This is a genomic window from Rhodococcus sp. PvR044, assembly GCF_040548995.1.
GTDB lineage: Bacteria > Actinomycetota > Actinomycetes > Mycobacteriales > Mycobacteriaceae > Rhodococcus_G > Rhodococcus_G oryzae.
Genome location: NZ_JBEPSX010000013.1, coordinates 26,859 through 51,576, shown reverse-complemented (window position 1 = coordinate 51,576; position 24,718 = coordinate 26,859). Strand labels below are relative to the sequence as shown.

The following is a 24,718-nucleotide window of genomic DNA, read 5'->3' as shown; positions in this document are numbered from 1 at the left end:
CCGCGACCACGAGGGGGATTCGATGCGGTTGGTTCGATGGACGGTGACGACCCTCGGGTGGGCGGCGGTGCTGGCGGCCGCGGTGGGTGTCCTCGCGCACTACTTGGACTCGACGGTCACCGTGCTCGTCGTGCTCGCGTCGTTCGCGCCGTTCCTGATGGCGTGCGGCGTGGTCGGCCTTGCGGCGCTGGCCTGTACGCGCCAATGGGGCGGGGCGGGGGTCGCGGCGGTGGTGGTGGCGGCCGCGGCGTGGACGCAGCTGCCGCTCTACCTGGGCGACCGTGCCTCCGACGGTGACCCGGAGCTGACGGTGATGCAGGCGAACATCCTTTTCGGGAAGGGTGACCCGGAAGCCCTTGTCGCGCAGGTCCGCTCGCGTGGCGTCGATGTGTTGACGGTCAATGAGCTGACCGACGGCGCGATCCCGCAGCTCGGTGCCGCCGGTCTGGACGCCGAGCTGCCGTACCGGTACCTGCGACCGATGGAGTGGGGCGGGGGTGGGACCGGGATCTGGAGCCGACACCCGATCAGCGAGCAGACCGAGCACATGGGTTTCGTGCTGAACATGGTCTCCGTGCGGGTGCACAAACCGGAGCAGCGGCCCTTCATGGTGGTCGCGGCACACCCGCTGCCACCCTGGCCCCGCCCGCAGACGACGACGTGGTCCCAGGAGATTGGCCAGGTGCGCGACATCCTGCAGGGCCTCCGCGGGCGCGGCGAGCCGGTGATCATGGGCGCCGATCTCAACGCGACCTACGATCACGCGCAGTTCCGGGCCCTGATCGGCGACGGGTACAGCGACGCGGCGGAGCAGTCCGGTGCCGGTGTGCTGCGCACCTATCCGGCCGACCGCTGGTGGCCCCCGGTGCTGGGGATCGATCACATCCTGGTCTCCGGGGCGGCTGCGGTGAACGCGGAGGCGGTGGACCTGCCGGGTTCGGATCACCGCGGCGTGGTCGCGGAGATCGACCTGAACGCCCCCGACGACTACTCCGGTTCCGACTGACCCTGGTCCGACGGCGTCCGTTCGTTGATCAGGACCGCGACGCCGTCGAGGATGCGGTCGAGCCCGAATCGGAGCGCGTGTACCGGGTCGCCGGTGGACTCGAACTCGGTCCCTGCCGCCTCGCCCACCCGCCCGGACACCGGGAATTCGGCGGGATCCATCAGTCGTTCTAGGGTCGGCGAGACGAGGTCCCACCACTGCGCGTCGGTCAGCCCGGATTTCTCGGCGGTCGCGCCGACGCTGACGAGCAGGCGGGCGGTCCCGACCACATGGGTCAACACCAGCGTCAGGACCGAGTCCATCTCGACGTCGGAGAGACCGATTCCGTCCAGCGGTCGCAGTTCGGCCTCGTATTTGCGAACGGTGTTCGGGCCGAGGACGGGACGCATCCCGACGAGCTGGAACATCCAGGGGTGGCGCTGGTAGAGGTCCCAGTTGCGGGCGGCGATGAACGCGAGGCCGCCGCGCCAGCCGCCCGGTGCCTGGGCGGGTTCGTCGAGATCCGCGTAGAGGCCGCCGAGCACGCTGTCGTGCATCAGGTCGACCAGGTCGTCCTTGCCAGGGACGTGCGTGTACAGCGACATGGCACCGGAACCGAGCCGGTCGGCGACGCGCCTCATCGAGACACCGTCCAGGCCCTCGGCGTCCGCGAGTTCGATGCCCGCGGCCACGATCGCCTCGACCGTCAGGCCCTTGCGCCCGGCCTTCCCATGCAGCCCCCACAGCAGTCCGAGGGTGCGGGCCGGATCGGAGGGGACCTCCCTTTTTGACGTCACGGGGACATTCTCCTCCCGCCCGTCATGGAACCCCTCGAGCCATACGGCGCCACGGTTGAGCGCGATCGATGTCCTTGCCCGTCAAGGCTCCGATAAAATCAACCTTGGTGTGTCGGGAAGCCTGGTCGGCGCGGGTGCTGGACTGCAGCGATCGGCGGCAGGGACCCCGTCTCTCGTGATCAGGGGCATCGCAAATGCGCGAAGTGGCAACCGTCCTGTTCCTGGTGGTACTGGCCACGGCAGTGGCCACCTTCGCTCGGCGCTGGCGTATCCCCGCCCCATCGTTGCTGGTGCTCGCCGGTCTCGCGGTGGCCCTGATACCGGGGGCGCCCGCGCTGCGGATCCCGCCGCAGATCATCGCGCTGGTGGTGCTTCCACCGCTGCTGTACGCGGCCGCCGAGGAACTGTCGCTGCGGGATCTGCGGACGGTGTGGCGGCCGGTGACAATCCTCGCCTTCGGCCTCGTCCTGGCCTCGGCGGCGGCGGTGGGCTATGCCGCGGTGGCGGTGACGGGCCTGTCTCCGGCGATGGCGTTCGTACTGGGTTCGGTCTTGGCGAGTACCGATCCGGTGGCGGTCACCGCGCTCGGTCGGCGCCTGGCCCTGCCAGGGCGCGTGCAAGTCCTCGTGCAGGCGGAGAGCCTGTTCAACGACGCCACCTCGCTCGTGCTGTTCAAGGTGGCCGTCGGCATCGCGGTGGCGGCGGGCGCGGTGAGCTGGCCGGCGGCCGGCTGGGAGTTCGTGGTGCTCGCGGGCGGCGGCAGCCTCATCGGCGCCGCCGTCGCGGGGGTGGTCGCCCTGATCCACAGGCGTACCACGGACCCGGTCCTCGAGACCGTGATCGCCCTGGTCACCCCTTACACCGCGTTCGTGCTCGCGGAATTCGCACACACCTCAGGCGTCACCTCGGTGGTCGTCGCGGGAGTCCTGCTCGGCCGCTCCAGCCATCGCTTCAGCGACGCCCAGATCCGTCTCCAGATCCAGGCTGTCTACGCGGTCGTGGTCTTCCTGCTGGAGAGTGTGGTCTTCAGCCTCGTCGGCCTGGCACTGCCCACGCTCGTGCGGGACCTGCCCAGTGGCACCGGCCGGTGGCCGCTGCAGGCACTGGTCCTCGCGGCCGTCCTGATCGGTGTCCGGGTGCTGTGGATGGTGCCGTTGTCCATTGTCACGAAGTCCACCGGCGGTCAATCCTCGTGGCGTATGGCCGCCGTAGTGACCTGGGCAGGCACCCGCGGCGTGATGCCCCTGGCCGCCGCCCTGTCCATCCCGCTGACAACCACCAGCGGTGAGCTCCTGCCCGGGCGGCCCCTTGCCCTCGTGCTCACCACAGCCGTCGTCGTTTTCACCCTTGTCGTACAGGGGCTGAGCCTGGCTCGGGTGGTCAACCGCTCCGGCCTGGCCCTGGAGCCAGAGCACACCGCCCGCGAGGAGGTCGAGGCCCGCGACATCCTCGATCGCGCCGCCCTTGCCTTCGTCGACCGCCTCGCCGACCTGGAGACCCAGCCAGAGCCTGTTATCGACCGCGTGCGGCGCGGCCTCGGTGCCCGGCTGGACCACACCACCGACAGCCCCGACGGCAGCACCCTCGACGCCGCATATCGCGAACTGCGGCACGAGGTGATCGCCGTCCAGAACGTCGAACTGCGCCGCCTATATGACGAGCACCAGATCAGTGAAACCACCCGCAAGAGCCTGCAACGCGACCTCGACCGGGAGGACGCAGCCCTCGGCGACCGCTGACGGCACGAGCACGACACGGTCGATGGGCCACGTGCGGAATCGCACCTGGGGTGAAGAACCCGTGGCGATTCCGCCGGGTCACCGGGGCACCGGGTTCACGCCAGCTGGGGTGGGACCGCCATGGTTGAGATGGCGGATCGTCAGGGCAGCGCCGAGGAACGAACCCAGGAGCAGGATGGTGATGAGTTGATCACCCACGACGAGGCTTCTTTCCTATTCATATCTCGATACCGTGCAAGACCAGCGTCGACCCACGGCGGTTCGGCGAGAAGGCTGCCGACACATTCTTCGCGAGATCTATACGTGCACACCGCGTGAAGTGGCCGGGCCACGGCCGGCCAGGAGAGGTCGTGGTGTCAACGCCTCGTCAATGTCCATGTCGTGGGCGCTATGAATCCGTAAGGAATGTCGAATCCGGCGCTGACGGGTGTTGACTGACACAGAAACGTGCGGGTGGTCCGGTGGACCGTCCCACCTTGATGCTGGGGATTCGGCCGATCGATTTGTCGACCCTACTTTTCGAAGCCGCGGTCGGTACCGGCACGAATCTCGACAGGCGTTCGGCAAAAGGAACGTAAAGATGATGGTTCTCGCGTTCATCGTGCTGACTGTGGCGGTCTTCGCCGTGCTCGGGTTGATCCAAAAGGCCGTGGAGCGGTTGTGAACGTCGACAACGCCGTCGGCCTGATTCTGGTCGTGCTGCTGGCCGTCTTCCTGATCGCGGCCCTGCTGTTCCCGGAGAGATTCTAGTGAATACCGCGACCGCGGGGATCGTGTTCACCGGCACTCTCGTGCTCGCACTCGTCCTGGTGCACAAGCCGTTGGGCGACTACATGTATCGCGTCTACAGCCGCACCACACACTCACGCGTGGAGCGGGCGATCTACCGGATGATCGGCGCCGACCCCGATGGAGAGCAGGCGTGGCCCGCCTACGCACGGAGCGTGTTGGCGTTCTCCGCGGTGAGCATCCTCTTTCTGTTCGGCTTCCAACTGCTGCAACAGCATCTGCCACTGCACCTGTCCGATCCGGCCACGCCGATGACCCCGGCGCTTGCCTGGAACACCGCGGCCAGCTTCGTGACGAACACCAACTGGCAGGCGTACTCCGGTGAATCCACCATGGGGTACCTGGTGCAGATGGCAGGTCTCGGCGTACAGAACTTCGTATCGGCCGCGGTGGGGATGAGTGTGGCGATGGCCTTGGTGCGCGGCTTCGCCCGCACCCGGACCGGCAATCTCGGCAACTTCTGGGTGGACCTGGTGCGAGGCACGATCCGAATCCTGCTTCCGATCGCCTTCGTCGCCGCGATCGTCTTGATCGCCGGCGGGGTGATTCAGAACTTCCACCTGCACACTCAGATCGTCGACACTCTCGCCGGGACGCGGCAAACCATCACCGGCGGCCCGGTCGCCAGCCAAGAAGCGATCAAGGAACTCGGCACGAACGGCGGCGGCTTCTACAACGCCAACTCCTCGCATCCGTTCGAGAACCCCACCACGTGGACGAACTGGGTCGAGATCTTTCTTCTGCTGATGATCAGCTTCTCCCTGCCGCGCACGTTCGGACGGATGGTCGGCAGCACGAAGCAGGGCTATGCGATCGCCGCAGTCATGGCGACACTCGCCGTGGTCAGCGTGACATTGATGAGCGTCTTCCAACTGCAACACCACGGCACGGTGCCGACCGCGATCGGCGCATCGATGGAAGGGGTGGAAGGGCGGTTCGGCGTGACGAACTCGGCCACCTTCGCCGACGCCACCACCTTGACCTCGACCGGTGCGGTCGACTCCTTCCACGATTCGTACACCAGCCTCGGCGGCCTGATGACGCTGTTCAACATGCAGCTCGGCGAGGTCGCCCCCGGCGGCGTCGGGTCCGGTCTGTACGGGATGCTCGTGCTCGCGGTGATCACCGTGTTCGTGGCCGGGCTGATGGTCGGCCGGACACCCGAATACCTGGGAAAGAAGATCACCCCCCGCGAAATCAAGCTGGCCGCTTCATATTTCCTGATCACACCCTTGGTCGTGTTGGTCGGCACCGCCGTGGCGACGGCACTGCCCGCACAACGAGCCGCGATGCTGAACACCGGCCCGCACGGACTTTCCGAGGTCCTCTACGCCTTCACCTCTGCGGCCAACAACAACGGCTCCGCGTTCGCCGGCCTGTCCGTGAACACCACCTGGTACAACACGGCGCTGGGGCTGGCCATGCTGTTCGGTCGGTTCCTGCCGATGATCTTCGTCCTCGCCCTCGCCGGTGCGCTGGCCTCGCAGGGCACCACCCCGGCGTCGATCGGGACACTGCCCACCCACCGGCCGCAGTTCGTCGGCATGGTCGCCGGGGTCACCGTCATCCTCGTGACGCTGACCTTCTTCCCGGCGCTTGCGCTCGGACCGCTGGCGGAAGGAATGCACTGATGTCCGATACGACCATGGCACCGCCTGGAGGGGCGTCACCGCCGCCGACACAGGTCGGGCGCGTGGCGGGCGGGCTTCTCGATCCGAAGATGCTGATCAGATCGCTGCCCGACGCCGTGCGCAAGCTCGACCCCCGCACCCTGTGGCGCAACCCGGTGATGTTCATCGTCTGGGTCGGCGCGATCTGGAGCACCGTGCTTGCCGTCACGGATCCCTCGTGGTTCGCCTGGGCGATCGTGTTCTGGCTCTGGCTGACAGTGATCTTCGCCAACCTCGCCGAGGCAGTCGCCGAGGGCCGCGGCAAGGCCCAGGCCGAAACCCTCCGCAGGGCCAAGACCGACATGATCGCGCGCCGGATCAACGGTTGGGCGCCGGGCGTCGTCGGCACTGAGGAGCAGATCGGAGCGCCGCAACTGCAGCAAGGCGACTACGTCGTCGTGGAGGCAGGCCAGACCATCCCTGGCGATGGAGACGTCGTCGAAGGCATTGCCTCCGTGGACGAGTCCGCGATCACCGGCGAATCCGCGCCGGTGATCCGCGAGTCGGGCGGCGACCGGTCCGCGGTCACCGGCGGCACCCGGGTGCTCTCCGACCGGATCGTCGTGAAGATCACGCAGAAACCGGGCGAGAGCTTCATCGACCGGATGATCGCGCTGGTCGAGGGCGCGAACCGGCAGAAGACGCCGAACGAGATCGCCCTCAACATCCTGCTCGCCGCGCTGACGATCATCTTCGTGTTCGCGGTCGCCACCCTGCAGCCGCTGGCGATCTATTCGAAGGCGAACAACCCCGGCGTTCCCGACACGGCGGCGTTGGACGTTCACGGTGTAACCGGCATCGTCATGGTGTCGTTGCTGGTGTGTCTCATCCCGACCACTATCGGGGCGCTGCTCTCGGCCATCGGCATCGCCGGGATGGACCGCCTGGTGCAGCGCAACGTGCTGGCGATGTCCGGGCGTGCGGTCGAGGCGGCAGGCGACGTGAACACGCTGCTGCTCGACAAGACCGGCACGATCACCCTGGGTAACCGGCAGGCATCGAGATTCCTCCCTGTCGCGGGGATTTCCGAGGATCAGCTGGCAGATGCGGCGCAGCTCTCCAGCCTCGCCGACGAGACCCCGGAGGGGCGCTCGATCGTGGTGTACGCGAAGGCGGCCTACGGTCTGCGCGAACGCACCCCGGGGGAGCTCTCACAGGCGAGCTGGGTGGCCTTCACCGCGCAGACCCGCATGTCGGGTGTCGACCTCGACGGCCACATGCTCCGCAAGGGGGCCGCCACCGCGGTCGCGGACTGGGTCCGCAGGCAGGGCGGCGAGGTTTCCCCGCAGCTCGGGCAGCTCGTCGACGGCATCTCCGCCTCCGGCGGCACCCCGCTGGTGGTCGGCGAGGTCGCCGACGGGCGGGCCGCGGTACTCGGTGTCATCCACCTCAAGGACGTCGTCAAACAGGGCATGCGGGAACGCTTCGACGAGATGCGCCGGATGGGGATCCGCACCGTGATGATCACCGGCGACAACCCGTTGACGGCCAAGGCGATCGCGGACGAGGCCGGCGTGGACGACTTCCTCGCCGAGGCGACACCCGAGGACAAACTGGCGCTGATCAGGCGGGAACAGGAGGGCGGCAAGCTCGTCGCGATGACCGGCGACGGCACCAACGATGCCCCCGCGCTCGCGCAGGCCGACGTCGGGGTCGCGATGAACACCGGCACCTCGGCGGCGAAGGAGGCCGGCAACATGGTCGACCTCGATTCCGACCCGACCAAGCTCATCGAGATCGTGGAGATCGGCAAGCAACTGCTCATCACCCGCGGCGCGCTCACGACCTTCTCGATCGCCAATGACATCGCCAAGTACTTCGCCATCGTCCCCGCGATGTTCGTGGCACTGTTCCCCGGACTGGATCTGCTCAACGTCATGCGCCTGCACAGCCCGGAGTCCGCGATCCTGTCTGCGGTGATCTTCAACGCGCTCGTGATCGTCGCGTTGATACCGCTGGCGCTGCGCGGGGTGAAGTACCGGCCGAGCAGCGCGTCGAAACTGCTCAGCCGCAACCTCTACGTCTACGGACTCGGCGGCATCATCGCACCGTTCGTTGGGATCAAGCTCCTCGACCTGATCGTTCAGTTCCTCCCCGGGATGTCCTGACATGCAAACCTCTTCGTGGATCCGGCAGCACCTGGCCGCGCTGCGCGCCCTGGTCGTGCTCACCGTCATCACCGGCATCGCCTACCCGCTCGTGGTCTGGGTGGTGGCGTCCCTTCCCGGCCTGCATGACAACGCGGAAGGATCGATCATCCAGGTCAACGGCCAGGCTGTGGGCAGCGCCCTGATCGGGCAATCCTTCACCGATTCCGACGGGAACCCGCTGCCGCAATATGTCCAACCCCGCCCGTCCGCCGCGGGTGACGGCTACGACCCGACCGCTACCGGCGCGAGCAACCTCGGGCCCGAGAGCGTCCGGGACATACTGCCGGATCCGGCCCTGATCGCACAGGGTGCGACGCCGGAGGACGCCGGGTTCAAAGCCGGACTGCTCACCCTGGTGTGCTCACGAAGCCGCTCGGTCGGTGAACTGGAGGGTGTCGACGGGTCCCGTCCGTTCTGCACCCCAGGTGGTGTCGGCGCGGTGTTGTCGGTGATCGGTCCACGGGACCAGGGCGGCAACGTCGTGCACCCCACACGGGTGGTCAGCGTCAATGAGCAATGCTCGACGGACAAGTCGACACCGGTCACTCCGTTTATCGGGGCGTACGACGGTGTCAGGGTCGAATGTGCCGAGTTCGGTGAGGACTATTCGATCGGTCAGATCGTGCCGATCCGCGGTGACGCCCCGGCGACACCGGTGGTCCCGGCGGACGCGGTCACCGCCAGTGGTAGCGGACTGGATCCGCACATCTCACCGGCCTACGCGGATCTGCAGGCGGCGCGGGTGGCCAGGACCCGTGGGATCTCCGTCGACCAGGTCCGGTCGGTGATCGACGACCACGGGGACGGGCGCGGGTTGGGATTCCTCGGAGAACCGCGCGTCAACGTGCTCGAGCTGAACCTCGCACTCGACGCCGAGTACCCGGTTCCGAGGTAGGCAGGCTCGCATGCGGGGCACATTGCGTATCTACCTCGGCGCTGCCCCCGGGGTCGGGAAGACCTACGCCATGCTCGGTGAGGGGCGCCGACGCCGCGACCGTGGTACCGACGTCGTCATCGGGTATGTCGCCTGCCATGGCCGCCCACGCACGCTGGAAATGGTCGACGATCTCGAGGTCGTCCCCACCAAGGCCATGACCTACCGCGGTGCCACGTTCACCGAGATGGACACCGAGGCGGTGATCGCACGAACACCGCGAGTGGCCCTCGTCGACGAGCTCGCCCACACCAACGTTCCGGGATCCAGTCACGACAAGCGGTGGCAGGACATAGAGGATCTCCTCGACGCCGGCATCGACGTCGTCTCGACCGTCAACATCCAGCATCTCGAGTCCCTCAACGACGTCGTCGAACAGATCACCGGCATCCCGCAGCGTGAAACCGTCCCCGATGAGGTTGTCCGCCGCGCCGACCAGGTCGAACTCGTGGACATGGCCCCCGAGGCGCTGCGACGCAGGATGGCCCACGGCAACGTCTATCCACCGGAGAGGGTGGGTGCCGCGCTCTCGAATTACTTCCGGGTCGGCAACCTGACCGCGCTGCGCGAACTGGCGATGCTCTGGCTCGCAGACAAGGTCGACGACCAACTCGATCGCTACCGGGCCGACCACCACATCACCGGCACATGGGAGGCCCGTGAACGTGTCGTCGTGGGACTGACCGGAGGCCCAGAGGGGGAGACCCTCATCCGCCGGGCCGCGCGGATCGCTGATCGATCCAAGGGTGCCGACCTGTTCGCGATCCACATCACCCCCAGTGACGGTCTGGCAGGCGCCAACCCCGCCCACCTGGCCCGGCAGCGGGCACTGGTGGAGAGTCTCGGGGGCACCTTCCACCATGTGGTGGGGGACAACGTCCCTGATGCGCTGCTCGAGTTCGCTCGCGGCGTCAACGCGACCCAGCTGGTGCTGGGCGCGTCCCGACGGGGGCGGCTCGCCCAGATATTCTCCCGCGGGGTCGGGGTGGAAGTGACGGCGCTGTCGGGCAGCATCGACGTGCACATGGTCACGCACGAGGCGACGAAACAAGGCCGTGCCCAACGGTTGTCGGCGCTGACCCGGCTGCGGCGGGTGGCCGGGTTCGTTCTCGCCGTCGTCGGGATGCCGTTGCTGGCGGTCGTGCTGGCGAACCTGCGGGGGCACCTGTCGCTGCCGAGCGACATCCTGCTGTTCCTGCTCGGCGTCGTGGGGGTGGCGCTGGTGGGCGGGCTGTGGCCGGCGCTGGTCGCCGCACTTCTCGGCTCCGCGCTGCTCAACTATTACTTCACCCCGCCGATCTACGAGTTCACCATCGCCGAGGCACAGAATGCGCTCGCGCTGATCGCCTATGTCGTGATCGCGATCGCGGTCAGCGCGGTGGTGGACCTGGCCGCCCGCCGTACCCGCGACGCGGCGCAGGCGAGTGCCAACGCGGCCGTCCTGGCGAACCTGTCGGGCAGCGTGCTGCGCGGTGAGAAGGCGCTGTCCGCGATTCTCGATCGTCTGCGCGAAACCTACGCGCTGACATCGGTCACCCTGCTCGAGCGTCCACCCGACACCCCACTGACGCCGGCCCGCCAGCAGGAACCGGCGCGGTGGCGGGTGGCTGCCACGGTCGGGGGTGAGCCCTGCCTCAGCCCCGACGACGGCGACATGGTCGTTGCCGTCGACGACGACCTCTCCCTTGCGCTGCGTGGGCGGACGCTGCCTGCCGCCGACCGACAGGTCCTCGAGGCCTTCGCAGCCCAGGCGGCGGTGGCGTTGCGCCAGCAGCGGCTCGCGGACGAGGCGGAACATGCCCGGCCCCTGGCCGAGGCCGATCGAATGCGCACCGCGCTCCTCGAGGCCGTCGGTCACGACCTGCGCACCTCGTCGGCCTCCGCCACCTCGGCCATCGAACGCCTCCGACACGCCGACGGCAACCGGACCGCGGCGGACCGGGACGAGCTCCTCGCGACTGCGGCCGTCTCGCTGAAACGGCTCGATCATCTTTCCGCCACGCTGGTCGAGATGGGTCGTCCGCGAGCCGGGGGGCTGGGTACGGCGGTTCAACCGGTCGCGCTCGACGACGCCATTCCACGGGTCTTCGACGCCATCGGCGCGGGCGCCGATCGAATCCGGGTGCAGATCGCCGAAGAACTGCCTGCCGTGCTCGCCGACCCCGGGCTACTCGAGCGAGTGCTCGTCGACCTGATCGCGCACGCCCTGCACCGCACCCCACCGGGTGAGGACGTCCTGGTCGCGGCAAGCGTGTTCGGCGACATCGTCGAATTGCGAGTCATCGACCACGGCCCGGACCTCCCCGTCGACGCCGACCGGGATCCGCTCGGCCTACCGGCGCCCGAGCCGGACGGCGAGAACGATCGCCGGGTCGATCTCGGGCTTGCCGTGGCCGAGAGCCTCGCCGAAGCGATGGGCGGCTCCATCGTGCCCACGGACACGCCCGGTGGCGGTGTCACGATGATCATCACCCTGCCGGCGGAGGAGACCGTGACGAGGGACCGCCCGAGGGACCCCGCATGACTCGCATCCTGCTCGTTGAGACCGAGCCGCAACTCCTGCAGGCACTCGGATTCATACTCAGGACGCGGCACTATGACGTGTGCACCACCCCCGATGCCTCGCAGGCCCTGGTACAGGCCACCACCTGGCATCCCGACCTGGTCATTCTCGACATCGACCTGGACCTCTCGGGCGGCGACGGCAGCGAGTTGATCGCGAGGCTGCGTGAGCGGACCCGCATGCCGATCATCGTGGTGGGCGGCCACTCCCGATGCCACGACGAAGTAGCGGCCCTCGACGCGGGTGCCGATGACTACATCACCGGACCGTTCGGCATCGACGAGTTGCTCGCCCACGTCCGCGCCGTACTGCGCCGAGCCGCCGATGACGCCCGGCCCGCTGTCGTCGAGGTCGGCGACCTGCGCGTGGACCTCGCCCGCAAGGTGGTCACCGGCCCCCACGACGAGAGGGTGCACCTCACACCGATCGAGTGGGGAATTCTCGAACCACTCCTGCGCAATCCCGGAATCCTCGTCGGCGGAGAGCAACTCCTGACCGCGGTGTGGGGACCCGGCCACACCGCCGACAGGCACTACCTGCGGATCTACCTGTCGTCGCTGCGGCGCAAGCTCGAACCCAACCCGTCGCGGCCCCGCTACCTCATCACCGCACCCGGCATGGGCTACCGCTTCGAGCCATGATCCGGGGGTGCCCGATCAGGTCACTGTGCGTCGCCTGCCGTGCGCGTTGCCGGTTGGGCAGCACAGGATTCGAGGTAGCGCTGTTCGGGGACCTTGAGTGTCTGCTTGGCCGCGGACAGGTAGTGCGACCGGGCCGGACATCGTGGGACTGATCGGCGCCGTTGTGCTCGGCATCCAGGCATGGGTGCTGTGGCGGGCCCGGACGGGGGAGCAGGGGGAGCGGATTGCTCACCCTTGGGTGTGTTTCGGAAGACGGCGCGGCGGGCGACTCTTGAATTCGAACCCGATACCGAACCGAACGGAGCGACATCCCATGCGCCAGACCACCATGACCCGCACCATCATCGCCTCAGCCGCGGCGGCCGCCGCCATCGCCCTCGCCGGGGTCGGTGCCGTGTCGATCGCATCGCACACCGATCCGGGAACGGCGACGAGCGTGAACGCCCCGGTCGGGCCGGGGGGTGCGGTCGTACCGGGCTCGGATACGAGCCGCGCCACGGGTGGCGGTGTGGGACAGGGGGCCGTCGTGGCACCGGTCGACGCGGCGACGGTCCCGGGTCTGAGCGGGCCCGTGGGTACCGATCCGGTCGGACCGGCGGGTCAGAACCCGGGCGGCCCGGCCGGCCCGAAGCCCGGCGGACCCGTGGCCGATCCGGTGGTCCCGCCGCCTGCAGGGCCGGTGGATCCCGGTCCGGTGGTGGACCCGGTCGAACCGGGACCCGTTGGCCCGGTGTCCGATCCCGTCGTTCGTGATCATCGGGGGGACGGGGTCGACCCGAACCCGCCCGGTGGCGTGATCGTCGGGCCTTCCGATGGATCCGGACCGATCGTCCGCGACCATCGCGACCAGTCCGGACCGATCGTCCGGGATCATCGCTAGCCGCGATGCGCATCGGGACCGCACCGGGTCCGTGATGTGGGTCAACAAAGGGGTCGGTCCCCGCGCGTCGCGCGGGGACCGACCCCTTTGTGCGCCATACTGGGCGGCCCGCTCACATCTCGAACAGGAGTTCCCCCTTGCGTTTTCGTTCGGCCGCCCGTCCGCGTCTCTTCCTGATCGCCACCGCGGTGGCAGCACTGGCCCTGACCGGCTGCGCTGCTCCAGCGGCGGAGGCGATGCCGACCGGGAGCGCGGGCGACTCCGGTAGCGCCCAGGCCGACGGGGTGGCCGCCACCCTCGCCACGCTCGAGACGATCCCGGTCAAGGGCCGGGCACCCAAGACGGGATACTCGCGCGATCAGTTCGGACCGTCCTGGACCGACGACGTCACCGTCGCGGGCGGCAGGAACGGCTGCGACACCCGCAACGACATCCTCGCCCGCGACCTCGTCGACACGACGGTCAAGCCGGGGACCAGGAACTGCATCGTGCTCACCGGCACCCTGCACGATCCGTACACCGGCAAGTCGATCGCGTTCACCCGCGGTTCGGGCACCTCCAGCGCGGTCCAGATCGACCACGTGGTCGCGCTCAGCGACGCCTGGCAGAAGGGCGCGCAGCAATTGGACGAGCCGACCCGTCGGGACTTCGCCAACGATCCGCGGAACCTGCTCGCGGTCGACGGCCCGACGAACGCGCAGAAGTCGGACGGCGACGCGGCGACGTGGCTGCCGCCGGCGAAGCCGTACCGGTGCACCTACGTCTCGAAGCAGGTCGAGGTCAAGGCCGCCTACCGGCTGTGGGTCACCCAGGCGGAGAAGGACGCGATCACGCGAGTGCTCTCGTCCTGCTAGTGACCGGAGGTCGGTGGGTGACGACCGCGACCGCGACGCCAGCGGCGACTCCGACGAGGGTGGCGATCACCCGGGCTTCGAGGAGCGCCCACGGCTCGGTCGGGTCGGCCAGTTCGGTCATCAGCATGATCAACGGTGTGAAGAACCCGATGGCCAGGCCGTAGTTGCGTGTCATGAACAGCTCGGTCGGAAACATCAGGGCGATCACGAGGATGGCGAGCACGGTCGCAGGCAGGTCCGGTAGGAGCAGCGCGGCGGCGACGCCGAGTCCGGCGACCGTGCCCAGCACGCGGTGGATGCCGCGATAGACGCGGCTGCGCGCGTCGGTGGCCGCCAAAGGAACGGCGGCGCCCGCCAGGGCCCAGTTGAGGTGACCGATCCCGAGGAGTAGCCCCGCCGCGCCTGCGAGGGATAGGGCCAACGCATAGCGCGAGGCTTGGACCATCGCTTCGGAGGCCCGCAGGTCCACGTCCTGGCTCATCCGCCGAACGGACGTCTCGAGCCGGAATGCCGGGGCTCGGATCGAACCGGATTGGCCGACGGCGATGCAGAGCAGTGCCGTCGCGGCGCAGATCGACAGTGCCGCACAGGGTGCGATGTGGCCGGCAGGGACGGCGGCGACGGCGCCGAGCGCGAAGATCCCGAAGAACGGGCCCGCGGGTCGGAGACCGAGCCGGTCCGTCACCAGTGATCCCATGGCGCTGAACCCGACCGCGGTGACCACCAGGACCCACGGTCGGGCGTGGAGGCCGGACAGCAGAAGGCCGATGCCGATGCCGGTCAGCAGTACCGCACTCGCCTGCACCTGATGCCGGAGTCGCTCGCGGTGCCATTCGGACCGGCCGTACATGCCGGTGAACGATCCGAAGACGGCATAGATGATCAGGTCGGGGCGGCCGAGGAGCACCAGTACTAGCCCGGGAACGATCAGTCCGATCGCGACCCGGCCGGCGTGCAGGTGGTCGTTCTCGACGCGGACGACGCTGAGCAGTCGACGTGCCGGTGCCGCGCGCAAGGGGGTACTCCGATCGTCGTCCGTGGGAATGGATCTCAGTCTCAGGGTGCAGCGCCGCGGATGTCCAAGACATGTTTCCGAACGTTCGATAGGCGCGGCCGATCGAGCGGAGGGTGTCAGTCGGCCGCAGGCTCGGACGGCGCCCGCAGCGCGGCATCGATGCCGGCGGCCTGCGCGGTCCGGATCAGGGCGCGGGTCAGTACCGAGCCGGGCGCGGCCGCGGCGATGACGAGCGCCACCCGGGCGGTGACCGACGGGCCGTCCGGTTGCAGCACGCGCGTGCCCGCGGCCGGGGCCAGGCTACGGAGCCAGGTCTGCGGGATGATGCTCGCCCAACGGCCGCTGCCGACGTGGGCGAGAAGCGTCAGGGCGGAGTCGGTTTCGAGCTGCGGAGTCGCGGCCAGATCGAGCGCGGCCAGCGCATCGTCGATGAGCTGGCGGCCGTGCATGCCCTTGTTCAGCAGGCACATCGGTAGTTCCAGCGCGTCCGGCCAACCGATGGTGTCCGATCGGCCGGTGAGCAGTTCACTGCCGACGACGAGTACGTGCCTCTCCTCGTACAGCGGGGTGACGAGAAGGTCGGCGGTGTCCTGACCGTCCGGATAGACGATCCCGGCGTCCAGTTCGAATCGGCGGATTCGCTCGATGATCTCGGCCGACCGCAGGCTCGACTCGACCTGGACGCGGACGAGTGGGTGCTCCGCGCAGAACGGATCGGTGAGCAGTGCGACGGTGGTCGACGCCGCCGGGATCACCCCGAGCCGCAGCTCGCCGGTGAGGTCGGTCTGCAGCGCCGCGACCTCCTGTTTGAGCAGATCGTGGTCGGCCAGGATGCGTCGGGCCCACGGCACCAGCCGTTCGCCCTCGGGTGTGAGGCCCTCGAAGGCGCGCCCGCGTCGGACCAGCGGAACCTTCAGTTCGTGCTCGAGCTTGCGGATCGCCTCCGACAGCGCCGGCTGGGATACGAAGCAGGCGCTCGCGGCGCGAGCGAAGTGTCGCTCCCGGGCGAGCGCAACGAAGTACTCGAGCTGGCGGAACTGCATGGCCTATTCGGCCACGCCCCGGTGCCGAAATGACTGGTCGGAAGTGTCTACCGCGGCCCGGACCGCCAGCCGCCCATCCCGATCATGATGAGGCGCAGCTGGCGCTCGGCGCGCGCGATCACCTCGCGCTCGTCGCGCTGATCGACCTCGAGGACGTTGACGACGGTGGACATCATCGTGTTGACGATCAGATCAGCGGCCATCTCGAGGTCCTCGACCTCCCACTCAGACAGGCCAGGAACCCGGGACAGGTCGATGGTGAGTTCGCTTGCGAACAAACGTAATTCGGAGGCTATGGCCCGGCGCACCTCGGCGACCCCGCCGTAGCGTTCGCGGCTGAGGAACCGGAACTGGCCCTCGTGCGCGTGTACCTGCCGCAGCAGGATCTCCAGCGACGCCCCCGCGTCCTTGGCGCTCGGGCCGCGGCGGGCCTCGCGCAGCATCCGGCGCAGCATTCGCATGCTGTCCTCGACCAGGGCGACGCCGAGGTCGTCCATCGAGGCGAAGTGTCGATAGAACGCGGTCGGGACGATCCCGGCCGACCGCGCGACCTCGCGCAGGCTCAGGTTCGCGAAACTGCGGTCCTCCAGCAGCTCGAGCGCTCCGTCGAGAAGCGCCGTCCTTGTGCGCTCCTTGCGTTCGGCCCTGCTCTCCGGTTCGGTCACGGCAATCAGTGTATGTGTGTTCACTTGTTCTGTGTACGACCGGTCTGTAATCGGCGTCACATTGCCCTTGGGGTTGACACCTACCTGGTACTTCCTGACACACTTGTTTGTGTACGAGTGTTCACTGAAACTCTCAAACAGGAGGCCGTGGTGACCTTGCAGACCCGAACCGGAATCCGCCGGCTCTCGCTGATGTCGCTCTTCGAGGCGATGGCGACCCCGCACCAGATCGACCGCTACCTCGAGCTCGTGAACCCGATGGCGACCGTGCGCGACCTGCGGGCCGAGGTCACCGAGGTGCGCCGAACGACCGCCGACACCGTCACCCTCACGCTGCGCCCCACCCGGCAGTGGCGGGGCTTCGAGGCCGGTCAGTTCGTCCAGATCGGGGTCGTGATCGACGGTGTCCGGCACACGCGGTGCTATTCGCCCGCCTGCTCGCAGCACCGTTCGGACGGCCGCATCGAGCTCACCGTCAAGGCGCACCCACAGGGCCTGGTGTCGCAGTACCTGCACGCCAACGCCCACCCCGGGCTGGTGGTGAGCCTGTCGCAGGCCGACGGGGTTTTCCGGATGCCCGCTCGCAGGCCCGACAAGATCCTGCTCATCAGCGGTGGCAGCGGCATCACGCCGGTGCTGTCGATGCTGCGCACACTCCTGGACGAGGGGCACGACGGCGAGATCACCTTCCTGCACTACGCCGACGCCGAGCGGGACGTTGCCCACCGCGACGAGCTGGCCCAGCTGGTGGCGGGTCGCGACAACGTGCGGGTGGTGTTGGCCTACACCGGCCAGTCGGAGGGCGGCGACCTGCACGGCTTCTTCGGTCGCGAGCACCTCGAGGCCGCGGCGCCCTGGCATGGCGAGGCCCAGACGTACCTGTGCGGCCCGCCAGGGCTGATGCGGGGGGTCCGCGAGCACTACGTCCGGATCGGGCTGGTCGAGCGGCTGCACACCGAGGAGTTCACCGCCCCGGTCGCCGCCGACGAGGACGCCACCGGCCTGCTCACATTCAGCTCGTCCGGGGTGACCGCCCAGAACTCGGGCGCGAGCCTGCTCGAACAGGCGGAGGCCGCCGGTCTGTCTCCCGAGTACGGGTGCCGGATGGGGATCTGCTTCTCCTGCACCGCGGTCAAGACCTCCGGCTGCACCAGGAACCTGCGTACCGGCGAGACCGACTCCGACCCCGACCAGCCGATCCAGCTGTGCATCTCGGCGGCCGTCGGCGACGTCTCCGTCGACATCTGATCACCTTCGACCAAGGAGAACTCCCATGCTCGGACTGTCCATCCCGACGCTGCCGTTCCTCGGCGGCGCGAAGAACGAAGAGACCACCGCCCCGATCGTGCTCAGCTACGAGCAGGTCGAGGAGATCGGACGCGAACTCGACGAGCTGCGCGCCCGGATCGTCGCCGATCTCGGCGAGCAGGACCGTGAGTACATCTACAAGATCATCAAGGCCCAGCGTGGATTCGAGGTCGCCGGCCGCGGCCTGATGTACCTCGGGTTCCTGCCGCCGTTCTGGCTCGCCGCCGCCGGTGCCCTCGGCATCTCGAAGATCCTCGACAACATGGAGATCGGCCACAACGTCATGCACGGCCAGTACGACTGGATGCGTGAACCGGGCCTGAACTCGCGGGTCTTCGAATGGGACACGGTGTGCCCCGCGGACCAGTGGCGGCACTCGCACAACTACATGCACCACACCTACACCAACATCGTCGGCCGCGACCGCGACATCGGCTACGGCATCCTGCGGATGGACGAGGCCCAGAAGTGGAATCCGTACTACCTGGGCAACCCGGTCTACGCGTTCGCGCTCATGGTCTTCTTCGAGTGGGGCGTGATGCTGCACGACCTCGAGACCGAGAACATCGTCAAGGGCAAGCGCAAGTGGCACGACGTCAAGCCGCTGTTGCAGGGCATGTGGCGCAAGGCCGGTCGCCAGGTCCTCAAGGACTACATCGTGTTCCCGGCACTGACCGGCCCGCTGTTCGTGACCACCCTGCTCGGCAACGCCGGCGCCAACCTGGTCCGCAACCTGTGGACCTACTCGATCATCTTCTGCGGGCACTTCCCGACGGGAGTGCAGACCTTCAGTGAGGAGGAGACCGCGGAGGAGACGCAGGGGCAGTGGTACGTGCGCCAGATGCTCGGCAGCGCGAACATCGAGGGCAGCCCGCTGTTCCACATCATGTCCGGCAACCTCTCGCACCAGATCGAGCACCACCTGTTCCCCGACATCCCGGCGCACCGTTATCCCGAGATGGCGCCGCACGTGCGGGCGCTGTGCGAGAAGCACGGTCTGCCGTACAACACCGGCGGCTTCTTCAAGCAGATCGGATCGGTGTGGGGCAAGATCTTCAAGCTCGCGTTGCCGCCGTTCCTGACCGGCTCCGAGTCCGCTCCCGGTGTTATCGTCGAACGTCAGAAGGCCACAGCGTGAGAGGTGACGCGTCCATGGTGAGCAAGTTCGAGCGACGCAAGGACACCGTGCAGGAGCTGACGGAGTCCGGGGCCACGCACGTCGGCAAGATCGCGATGATCATCGCGGGCGCGGTCCGGGACGTGACCCGCGAGATCGGCGACTGGATCACCGACGGCATCGAGATGCGCGAGGCGTCGAAGCGGGCGCAGGCGGACGCCGCCGATGAGGAACCGGACGTCGTGGAGGGCGAGACGGACGGCGGCGAGGGCCCCGCCGACAAGTAGTCGCCGCCCGTCTGCGACACCCCGCGCCCGGCGCGTGATAATTGACCCAGCTGATGATGATCGGCGGGACGGTTCCACGTGCCCGCCTGGAGTAGTGGATGCGGAGAACGGCGATGAGTGAGGCAGTTCAGGTCGGCGACCTGGTGCATATTTCGGATACTGCCGGCACCTGGGCGGTGGAGGAGATCCGCTCCGGAATCGCCCTGCTGCGGGGCAGCGACGAGAAGCGGATCTCCTCGCGGCTGCACAAGCTCACGGTGGTGCGCAAGGGCGCGACGAAGTAGGACGCGCCGATTGGGAGCGCGGGTCCGCGCCGACTGCCGTCGGCGCGGACCACGTCGTCGTCAGAGCCGGACGTGCGGATAATCCGGTGAGCGCTCCTGGAATGACAGGATGCTGGGATTCTGGACGATCCCGTCACGGATCTCGATGGACCGCCGGATGGTCGTGTCGGCATCCCAGGCCGCGGGCCCGCCGAGCACGGTCGCGAGATAGGGGAGTAGCGCTTCGCTGATCTCCCAGGTGGCGGAGTTCCACAGGTAGGACGGGCTGTGGTCCACGCCGTAGTAGACGACGTTGTTGCCGACCTCGAAGGTGGGCTCCTCGAACGACGTCGGCCGCGCCCAGCTGAATCCCATTCCCTCGTCGCAGGATACGTCGACGATCAGCGTGCCCGGTGCGAGTGAATCGAGGTCCTCGTCGGCGAGGAAGGTCAGCGGCGCGTCGGTGTCCTGCAAGACGCAGTTGACGATGATGTCGTGCTCGGCGAGGAATCCGGCCACCGGCACGCGACCGCGTTCGGTGTGGGCGTGGCTGCGGCGCGGGTCGGCGTCGTCGTGATCGAACTGCACCATCCGGGCGGAGTGGATGGGCGCGCCGACCGCGCTGATCCCGCGGACGGTGAGCACCTCGACGTCGTGGACGCCGTGCGCGCTCAGCGCGGTGACCGCGCCCCTGGCGGTCGCGCCGAAGCCGATAACTGCGGCCCGCAGGCGGCGACCGTAGTCGCCGGTCGATCCGGCGATCTGCATGGCGTGGAGCACCGAGCAGTAGCCGGCCAGCTCGTTGTTCTTGTGGAAGACGTGCAGGCTGAGCGAACCGTCGGCCGTCCAGTGGTTCATAGCCTCGAAGGCGATAAGGGTCAGCCGCCGGTCGATGGCGAGCTGGGTGACCGCCGCGTCCTGGACGCAGTGCGGCCAGCCCCACAGCACCTGGCCCTCCCGCAGCTGCGCGAGATCCTCCGCGAGTGGCTTGGCGATCAGGACGACGTCACAGGTCGCGATGAGCTGCTCCCGCGACAGCAGGCCCGCGACGAGCGGGGCCAGCTGTTCATCAGGGATCCCGAAGTGCGCGCCGTACCCGCGCTCGAGGTAGATGTGCTCGCGGAGCCCCGCGTCGATTCGCTCGAGGTGCAGGGGGTGGATCGGGAGCCGGTGCTCGTTTTCCTTGTGTGAGTTCGACGTGATTCCGAGACGGAGCATGTTCAAGTGCGCCCTTAACTGGTGATGCCTGCCTATTGCAGGCCGTGGGCCACGGGCGGCGTGACTTCGAACGATTGTGCGATGGCGTCCGATCGGAGTCTAGGGCACCTTGCGCGTCGTCCGGCACAGATGGGCAAGACCCCGCGGTGCCGGATCGGCACCGCGAATCGCCGCGCCCCGATCTCAGGGGGTCGCCAGGAGCTTGTCGAAGGCCGGCATCACCTTCGGATTGGAATCCTTGATCCCGTTGACGGCGCCGACGCCGGCGCCGATCACGCCGCCCACGATGCACCCGGCGATGAAGTTGGGGAAGATCGACAGGCACCCGACGCCCGCACCGACGCCCAGCCCGATCAGTGCGCCCTGTGCGCCGCCGTTCCCCCAACCGACGGCGACCTCGGTGGCGAATGCATCGAAGGCGGACTGCTTGGTGGGATTGTCGGGCCAGATCGCGTCAGAGACGGCTTCGGCGCCCGGGGGCGGGGCCACCGCGGGCTGGGCGTAGGCGGTTCCCGCTCCGGCGCCGAGGGCGACGACGATGAGCGCAGACGCGGCAAGAGATTTGGTCGGATTCATTGCAGGACTCCAATACTGGTTTGGATGGCCATGATCCAATTCAGTCGCCGTAGAGTCGGCAGGTCGTGTCGGCGGCTGGGGGCGACGGACTTCGCGCAGGAATGAGAGCTCGGATCGCGCCGTATGGTGCGGCCACTTCCATAGCGCACCTCCACGGAGTCGCCAAGAGTCAGGTAAAAACACTAGCGCGGTGATCGCCTGTCCACGACTGGAACAGAAGAGATCGCGACCCCCGTCCGCGGTCACCAGGCAACTGTGACGAGAAAAGGCCCCCGGCCGAGTGGGCCGAGAGCCTTTCCTTCATGGGCGCTCGATCACGACCCGAGGCTGCCGCCCCCGCCGAGGCTGCCCAGGGGCCCGGCGCCTCCGCCTCCGCCGCCCTGCATGCCGCCCATCATGTCCATCACTTTGCTCATGAGATCGATCAGCTTCTCGAGCATTTCGAGGTCCATCTTCTTGCCACCTTCATGGGTATTTCACGGGTGAGCGGTGTGGTCGCAACTGAACGCGAGGCGCACCAGTCGAGCAATTCCCGCCCACCGCTCGTGAGGACGGCAACGCCTATCTGACTTCCGTCGACCGCGCGGGGCGATCCGGAATCCTTGGGCGCGATCAGGGAACGCGCGTGCGCAGCGGCGGTGGCGAGCGGCAGGTGGCCACCGCGAAATGCCCGCGGTCTGGTCCACCACCCGCTTCGGCGCGCCGTGCGGCATAACTGTCCGTCATGGGGACTCACCTCAACCCTGTATATCGCCGGGTCTTGGTTCAATGTTGCAGGAATTCGCCACCGATTTTGGCCGTTTGCGTCGGCGGCGGGACGCCACGCTTCGTGGTCACCCGTTTTGGGGGATGCCACCCGCGCCGCGGGTGGCGAGGCTGGAAGCCGGACGACGACCCATTGCCGGACACAACCCTCTGGAGGAACCCATGGCCATGGATACATTCGCTCTGCTCGCGGCGGTCTACGACTCGGAGGATGCCGCGATCGCCGACTACGACGCCATCCACGACCTCTACGTCGAGCTCCACCTGGTCGACACCTACGACGCGGCCGTCATCACCCGGACGGACAAGGGCAAGGTCAAGATCGTCAAGAAGCATGAGCAGCCGACCCGGCAGGGTGCCTGGGGAGGACTCGGCATCGGCCTGGTCGGGGGAGCGCTGGTGGCCCTGTTCCCCGCCGTCGGGCTCGGGGCAGGGCTGTTGCTCGGCGGCGCAGGCGGCGCCGGTCTCGGGGCGCTCGGCGGGCACGTCGCGGCCGGGATGAGCCGCTCCGACCTCAAGGAGGTGGGTGAGCTGCTCGACGAGGGGGACAGCGGGCTGATCGTCATCGCGGCGACGGATGTCGAGGCGCGGGTCGAGAAGGCGCTCAAACGAGCAGCCAAGGTGACGAAGAAGCAGCTCGAGGCGGACGCCGAGCAGGTCAGCAAGGAGATCGACGAGGCGACCAAGAGCTGAGAACTTCACGGTCCGGCGGTCGGGCAGATCACCCTCATCGGGGGAGGCGCCCGCCGCCGTGGCCGCGCAGGCTGCAACCCAGGCCACACCCGCGGACGACAGCCATTCAAGGGAGCACACCATGACAGAACTGGACACTCTCTCCGACCTGCGACCCGCCGGTGCGGTCGGCCGCCCGACCCGGGCGGCCAGCTTCGAACACGGGGAAAAGGTTCGGCGCCGGATCCCGTTCGGCGCCATCGCCGAACACGGTCCGACCGCCGACCGTGACGCGATCGGCCTGCTCGAGTCCCAGGCCTCCACCCGGGTCCAGGAGCTCCTCCCCATCCGGTACGGGCGGATGGCCGACTCGCCGTTCGCGTTCTACCGAGGCGCCGCGCTGGTGATGGCCCACGACCTCGCACACGCCCCGACGACGGGTCTGTACACCCAGCTCTGCGGGGACGCCCACCTGAGCAACTTCGGACTCTTCGCGACACCGGAACGCGAACTCGCCTTCGACCTCAACGACTTCGACGAAACCTATCCCGGACCATTCGAATGGGATCTCAAGAGGCTCGTCGCGAGCCTCGCCGTCGCCGGTCGCGACAACGGGTTCACCGGCAAACAGCGCAAACGTATCGCCCGCGCGTGCGCGGCCGAGTACCGCGAAACGATGACCTACCAGGCCAATCGCGGCGAGCTGGCGGTCTGCTACGCCCACATCGACGCGACCGCCCAACTGGACGAGCTCCGCGAGGTCCTGGACTCCTCGACCCGTAAGCGTGTCCGGAAGACGATCCGTAAATCCTGGGGCCGCGACAGCATGCAGGCGCTGTCCAAACTGACCACGACGGAAAACGGGCAACCGCGGATCGTGAGCGCACCGCCGCTGATCGTCCCCATCGAGGAAATCCTCAGCGACACCGAAGCCGAGCGGATCGACCGCGAGATGATCCAGCGACTACGCGAGTATCGCGACACCCTCGAACCCGCCCGACGTGTCCTGTTCGACCGATTCGAATACGTCCAGACCGCACGAAAGGTCGTCGGCGTCGGCAGCGTCGGCACCCGGGCCTGGATCATCCTCCTCGTCGGCCCCGGCGGCGACCCGCTGTTCCTGCAGGCCAAGGAGGCGGCGCCGTCGGTGCTTTCCAGATACCTGGAGGGTCCGTCCTATGCGAACCAGGGCGAACGCGTCGTGTCCGGACAGCGGGTGATCCAGAGCGCCAGCGACATCCTCCTGGGCTGGCAGCAGGGGCCCGACGTGAACGGGACCGTCCGGGACTATTACGTCCGGCAACTGCGCGACGGCAAGGGCTCAGCGGTCATCGAGACCATGTCCGCCGACCTGATGGCCCTCTACGGCCGGCTCTGCGCCCGCGTTCTCGCGTTCGCGCATGCCCGCGCGGGCGACCGGTTCGCCATCGCCGGGTACCTCGGTTCGGACGACGACTTCGACAAGGCGCTGACGGAATTCGCCGAGGCCTACGCCGACCAGAACGCCCGCGACCACGCCGCGCTGCTCGATGCGATCGCCGACGGGCGGATCGCCGCGCACCGGGAGTGAACCGCGGCCGGAGCGCCGCTTCTCTGCACACGTGAGCGCCCCCGGCAGGAATCGAACCTGCGACCTAGAGATTAGAAGGCTCTTGCTCTATCCAACTGAGCTACGGAGGCGTGATCCGCGAAGGATCGGGTCCGGAGTCTACCGGTAACCATGACCAATATTCGATAGGTTCGCTTACGGGTCGGCGAACCTGGACGAACCCGACAGGCGCGCGCCT

23 protein-coding genes and 1 tRNA gene are annotated in these 24,718 nt (G+C 68.1%); 16 read left to right on the top strand and 8 right to left on the bottom strand.

Annotated elements, in window-relative coordinates:
* Nucleotides 1-22: 22 nt before the first annotated feature.
* Nucleotides 23-1,006: an endonuclease/exonuclease/phosphatase family protein gene (locus ABIC28_RS23740; protein WP_354581156.1), complete on the top strand. Its 984-nt coding sequence runs from the start codon at nucleotides 23-25 to the stop codon at nucleotides 1,004-1,006.
* Here ABIC28_RS23740 and ABIC28_RS23735 read toward each other — a convergent pair.
* Nucleotides 988-1,782 (bottom strand): TetR/AcrR family transcriptional regulator, encoded by a 795-nt coding sequence (locus ABIC28_RS23735; protein ID WP_354581154.1) that lies wholly within the window; start codon nucleotides 1,780-1,782, stop codon nucleotides 988-990. The genes ABIC28_RS23740 and ABIC28_RS23735 overlap by 19 nt on opposite strands.
* Before the next feature lie 194 nt (nucleotides 1,783-1,976).
* Between ABIC28_RS23735 and ABIC28_RS23730 the strand changes: the two genes are divergently transcribed.
* The 9 genes from ABIC28_RS23730 (at nucleotide 1,977) to ABIC28_RS23690 (ending at nucleotide 14,002) form a co-directional block, all read left to right on the top strand.
* Nucleotides 1,977-3,521 (top strand): Na+/H+ antiporter, encoded by a 1,545-nt coding sequence (locus tag ABIC28_RS23730; RefSeq protein WP_097211472.1) that lies wholly within the window; start codon nucleotides 1,977-1,979, stop codon nucleotides 3,519-3,521.
* A gap of 660 nt (nucleotides 3,522-4,181) precedes the next feature.
* Entirely contained in the window at nucleotides 4,182-4,271 is a 90-nt protein-coding gene (gene kdpF, locus ABIC28_RS23725; RefSeq protein WP_099459046.1) for a K(+)-transporting ATPase subunit F, read from the top strand.
* Nucleotides 4,271-5,941, top strand: a complete 1,671-nt coding sequence (kdpA, locus tag ABIC28_RS23720) for a potassium-transporting ATPase subunit KdpA (protein WP_097211470.1) — start codon at nucleotides 4,271-4,273, stop codon at nucleotides 5,939-5,941. Before kdpF ends, kdpA begins: the two co-directional genes overlap by 1 nt.
* Nucleotides 5,941-8,088: a potassium-transporting ATPase subunit KdpB gene (kdpB, locus tag ABIC28_RS23715; protein WP_097211469.1), complete on the top strand. Its 2,148-nt coding sequence runs from the start codon at nucleotides 5,941-5,943 to the stop codon at nucleotides 8,086-8,088. The genes kdpA and kdpB overlap by 1 nt, the downstream gene beginning before the upstream one ends.
* Nucleotide 8,089: 1 nt before the next feature.
* Nucleotides 8,090-9,025, top strand: a complete 936-nt coding sequence (locus tag ABIC28_RS23710; protein ID WP_097211468.1) for a potassium-transporting ATPase subunit C — start codon at nucleotides 8,090-8,092, stop codon at nucleotides 9,023-9,025.
* A gap of 10 nt (nucleotides 9,026-9,035) precedes the next feature.
* Nucleotides 9,036-11,588, top strand: coding sequence for a sensor histidine kinase (locus tag ABIC28_RS23705; RefSeq protein ID WP_097211467.1), 2,553 nt, complete (start codon nucleotides 9,036-9,038; stop codon nucleotides 11,586-11,588).
* The gene (locus ABIC28_RS23700; protein ID WP_097211466.1) at nucleotides 11,585-12,268 is read left to right on the top strand and encodes a response regulator; all 684 of its coding nucleotides are present in this window, start codon (nucleotides 11,585-11,587) and stop codon (nucleotides 12,266-12,268) included. Before ABIC28_RS23705 ends, ABIC28_RS23700 begins: the two co-directional genes overlap by 4 nt.
* Nucleotides 12,269-12,581: 313 nt before the next feature.
* Nucleotides 12,582-13,148: a hypothetical protein gene (locus tag ABIC28_RS23695; protein WP_097211465.1), complete on the top strand. Its 567-nt coding sequence runs from the start codon at nucleotides 12,582-12,584 to the stop codon at nucleotides 13,146-13,148.
* 137 nt (nucleotides 13,149-13,285) lie between these two features.
* Nucleotides 13,286-14,002 (top strand): HNH endonuclease family protein, encoded by a 717-nt coding sequence (locus ABIC28_RS23690; RefSeq protein ID WP_245220985.1) that lies wholly within the window; start codon nucleotides 13,286-13,288, stop codon nucleotides 14,000-14,002.
* Here the strand turns inward: ABIC28_RS23690 and ABIC28_RS23685 are convergent.
* From ABIC28_RS23685 to ABIC28_RS23675, 3 genes are all read right to left on the bottom strand, one after another.
* The gene (locus ABIC28_RS23685; protein ID WP_097211464.1) at nucleotides 13,977-15,017 is read right to left on the bottom strand and encodes an FUSC family protein; all 1,041 of its coding nucleotides are present in this window, start codon (nucleotides 15,015-15,017) and stop codon (nucleotides 13,977-13,979) included. The genes ABIC28_RS23690 and ABIC28_RS23685 overlap by 26 nt on opposite strands.
* A 116-nt stretch (nucleotides 15,018-15,133) precedes the next feature.
* The gene (locus tag ABIC28_RS23680) at nucleotides 15,134-16,060 is read right to left on the bottom strand and encodes a LysR family transcriptional regulator (RefSeq protein WP_354581148.1); all 927 of its coding nucleotides are present in this window, start codon (nucleotides 16,058-16,060) and stop codon (nucleotides 15,134-15,136) included.
* A gap of 47 nt (nucleotides 16,061-16,107) precedes the next feature.
* Nucleotides 16,108-16,725 carry a TetR family transcriptional regulator gene (locus ABIC28_RS23675; RefSeq protein WP_097211462.1) on the bottom strand — a complete coding sequence of 206 codons (618 nt, stop codon included), beginning with the start codon at nucleotides 16,723-16,725 and terminating at the stop codon, nucleotides 16,108-16,110.
* Nucleotides 16,726-16,917: 192 nt separating this feature from the next.
* Here ABIC28_RS23675 and ABIC28_RS23670 point away from each other — a divergent pair, with 192 nt between their 5' ends.
* The 4 genes from ABIC28_RS23670 to ABIC28_RS23655 all read left to right on the top strand — a co-directional run bounded on the left by ABIC28_RS23670 (nucleotide 16,918) and on the right by ABIC28_RS23655 (nucleotide 19,721).
* Complete coding sequence (locus ABIC28_RS23670; RefSeq protein WP_218840967.1) at nucleotides 16,918-17,973, top strand: ferredoxin reductase; 1,056 nt, start codon at nucleotides 16,918-16,920, stop codon at nucleotides 17,971-17,973.
* 25 nt (nucleotides 17,974-17,998) lie between these two features.
* On the top strand, nucleotides 17,999-19,171 hold the full coding sequence (locus ABIC28_RS23665) for a fatty acid desaturase family protein (protein ID WP_354581145.1): 1,173 nt from the start codon (nucleotides 17,999-18,001) through the stop codon (nucleotides 19,169-19,171).
* Between the two features lie 14 nt (nucleotides 19,172-19,185).
* On the top strand, nucleotides 19,186-19,437 hold the full coding sequence (locus tag ABIC28_RS23660; protein ID WP_077043777.1) for a hypothetical protein: 252 nt from the start codon (nucleotides 19,186-19,188) through the stop codon (nucleotides 19,435-19,437).
* A gap of 113 nt (nucleotides 19,438-19,550) precedes the next feature.
* Nucleotides 19,551-19,721 (top strand): hypothetical protein, encoded by a 171-nt coding sequence (locus ABIC28_RS23655; protein WP_179800520.1) that lies wholly within the window; start codon nucleotides 19,551-19,553, stop codon nucleotides 19,719-19,721.
* Nucleotides 19,722-19,781: 60 nt separating this feature from the next.
* On the opposite strand, the gene ABIC28_RS23650 is transcribed toward ABIC28_RS23655, so the two are convergent.
* The 3 genes from ABIC28_RS23650 to ABIC28_RS23640 all read right to left on the bottom strand — a co-directional run bounded on the left by ABIC28_RS23650 (nucleotide 19,782) and on the right by ABIC28_RS23640 (nucleotide 21,946).
* On the bottom strand, nucleotides 19,782-20,918 hold the full coding sequence (locus ABIC28_RS23650) for a N(5)-(carboxyethyl)ornithine synthase (protein ID WP_209926845.1): 1,137 nt from the start codon (nucleotides 20,916-20,918) through the stop codon (nucleotides 19,782-19,784).
* 183 nt (nucleotides 20,919-21,101) lie between these two features.
* Nucleotides 21,102-21,494, bottom strand: coding sequence for a hypothetical protein (locus ABIC28_RS23645; RefSeq protein WP_097211459.1), 393 nt, complete (start codon nucleotides 21,492-21,494; stop codon nucleotides 21,102-21,104).
* A gap of 314 nt (nucleotides 21,495-21,808) precedes the next feature.
* A complete protein-coding gene (locus tag ABIC28_RS23640; protein ID WP_169310513.1) occupies nucleotides 21,809-21,946 on the bottom strand; it encodes a hypothetical protein in 138 nt (45 codons plus the stop codon).
* Nucleotides 21,947-22,427: 481 nt separating this feature from the next.
* On the opposite strand from ABIC28_RS23640, the gene ABIC28_RS23635 reads away from it, so the two are divergent.
* Together ABIC28_RS23635 and ABIC28_RS23630 are read left to right on the top strand one after the other, a co-directional pair.
* Nucleotides 22,428-22,952, top strand: coding sequence for a DUF1269 domain-containing protein (locus ABIC28_RS23635; RefSeq protein ID WP_245220984.1), 525 nt, complete (start codon nucleotides 22,428-22,430; stop codon nucleotides 22,950-22,952).
* A gap of 121 nt (nucleotides 22,953-23,073) precedes the next feature.
* Nucleotides 23,074-24,501, top strand: a complete 1,428-nt coding sequence (locus ABIC28_RS23630) for a DUF2252 domain-containing protein (protein ID WP_209926842.1) — start codon at nucleotides 23,074-23,076, stop codon at nucleotides 24,499-24,501.
* Between the two features lie 36 nt (nucleotides 24,502-24,537).
* Here the strand turns inward: ABIC28_RS23630 and ABIC28_RS23625 are convergent.
* A tRNA-Arg gene (locus ABIC28_RS23625) sits at nucleotides 24,538-24,611 on the bottom strand.
* Nucleotides 24,612-24,718 lie beyond the last annotated feature (107 nt).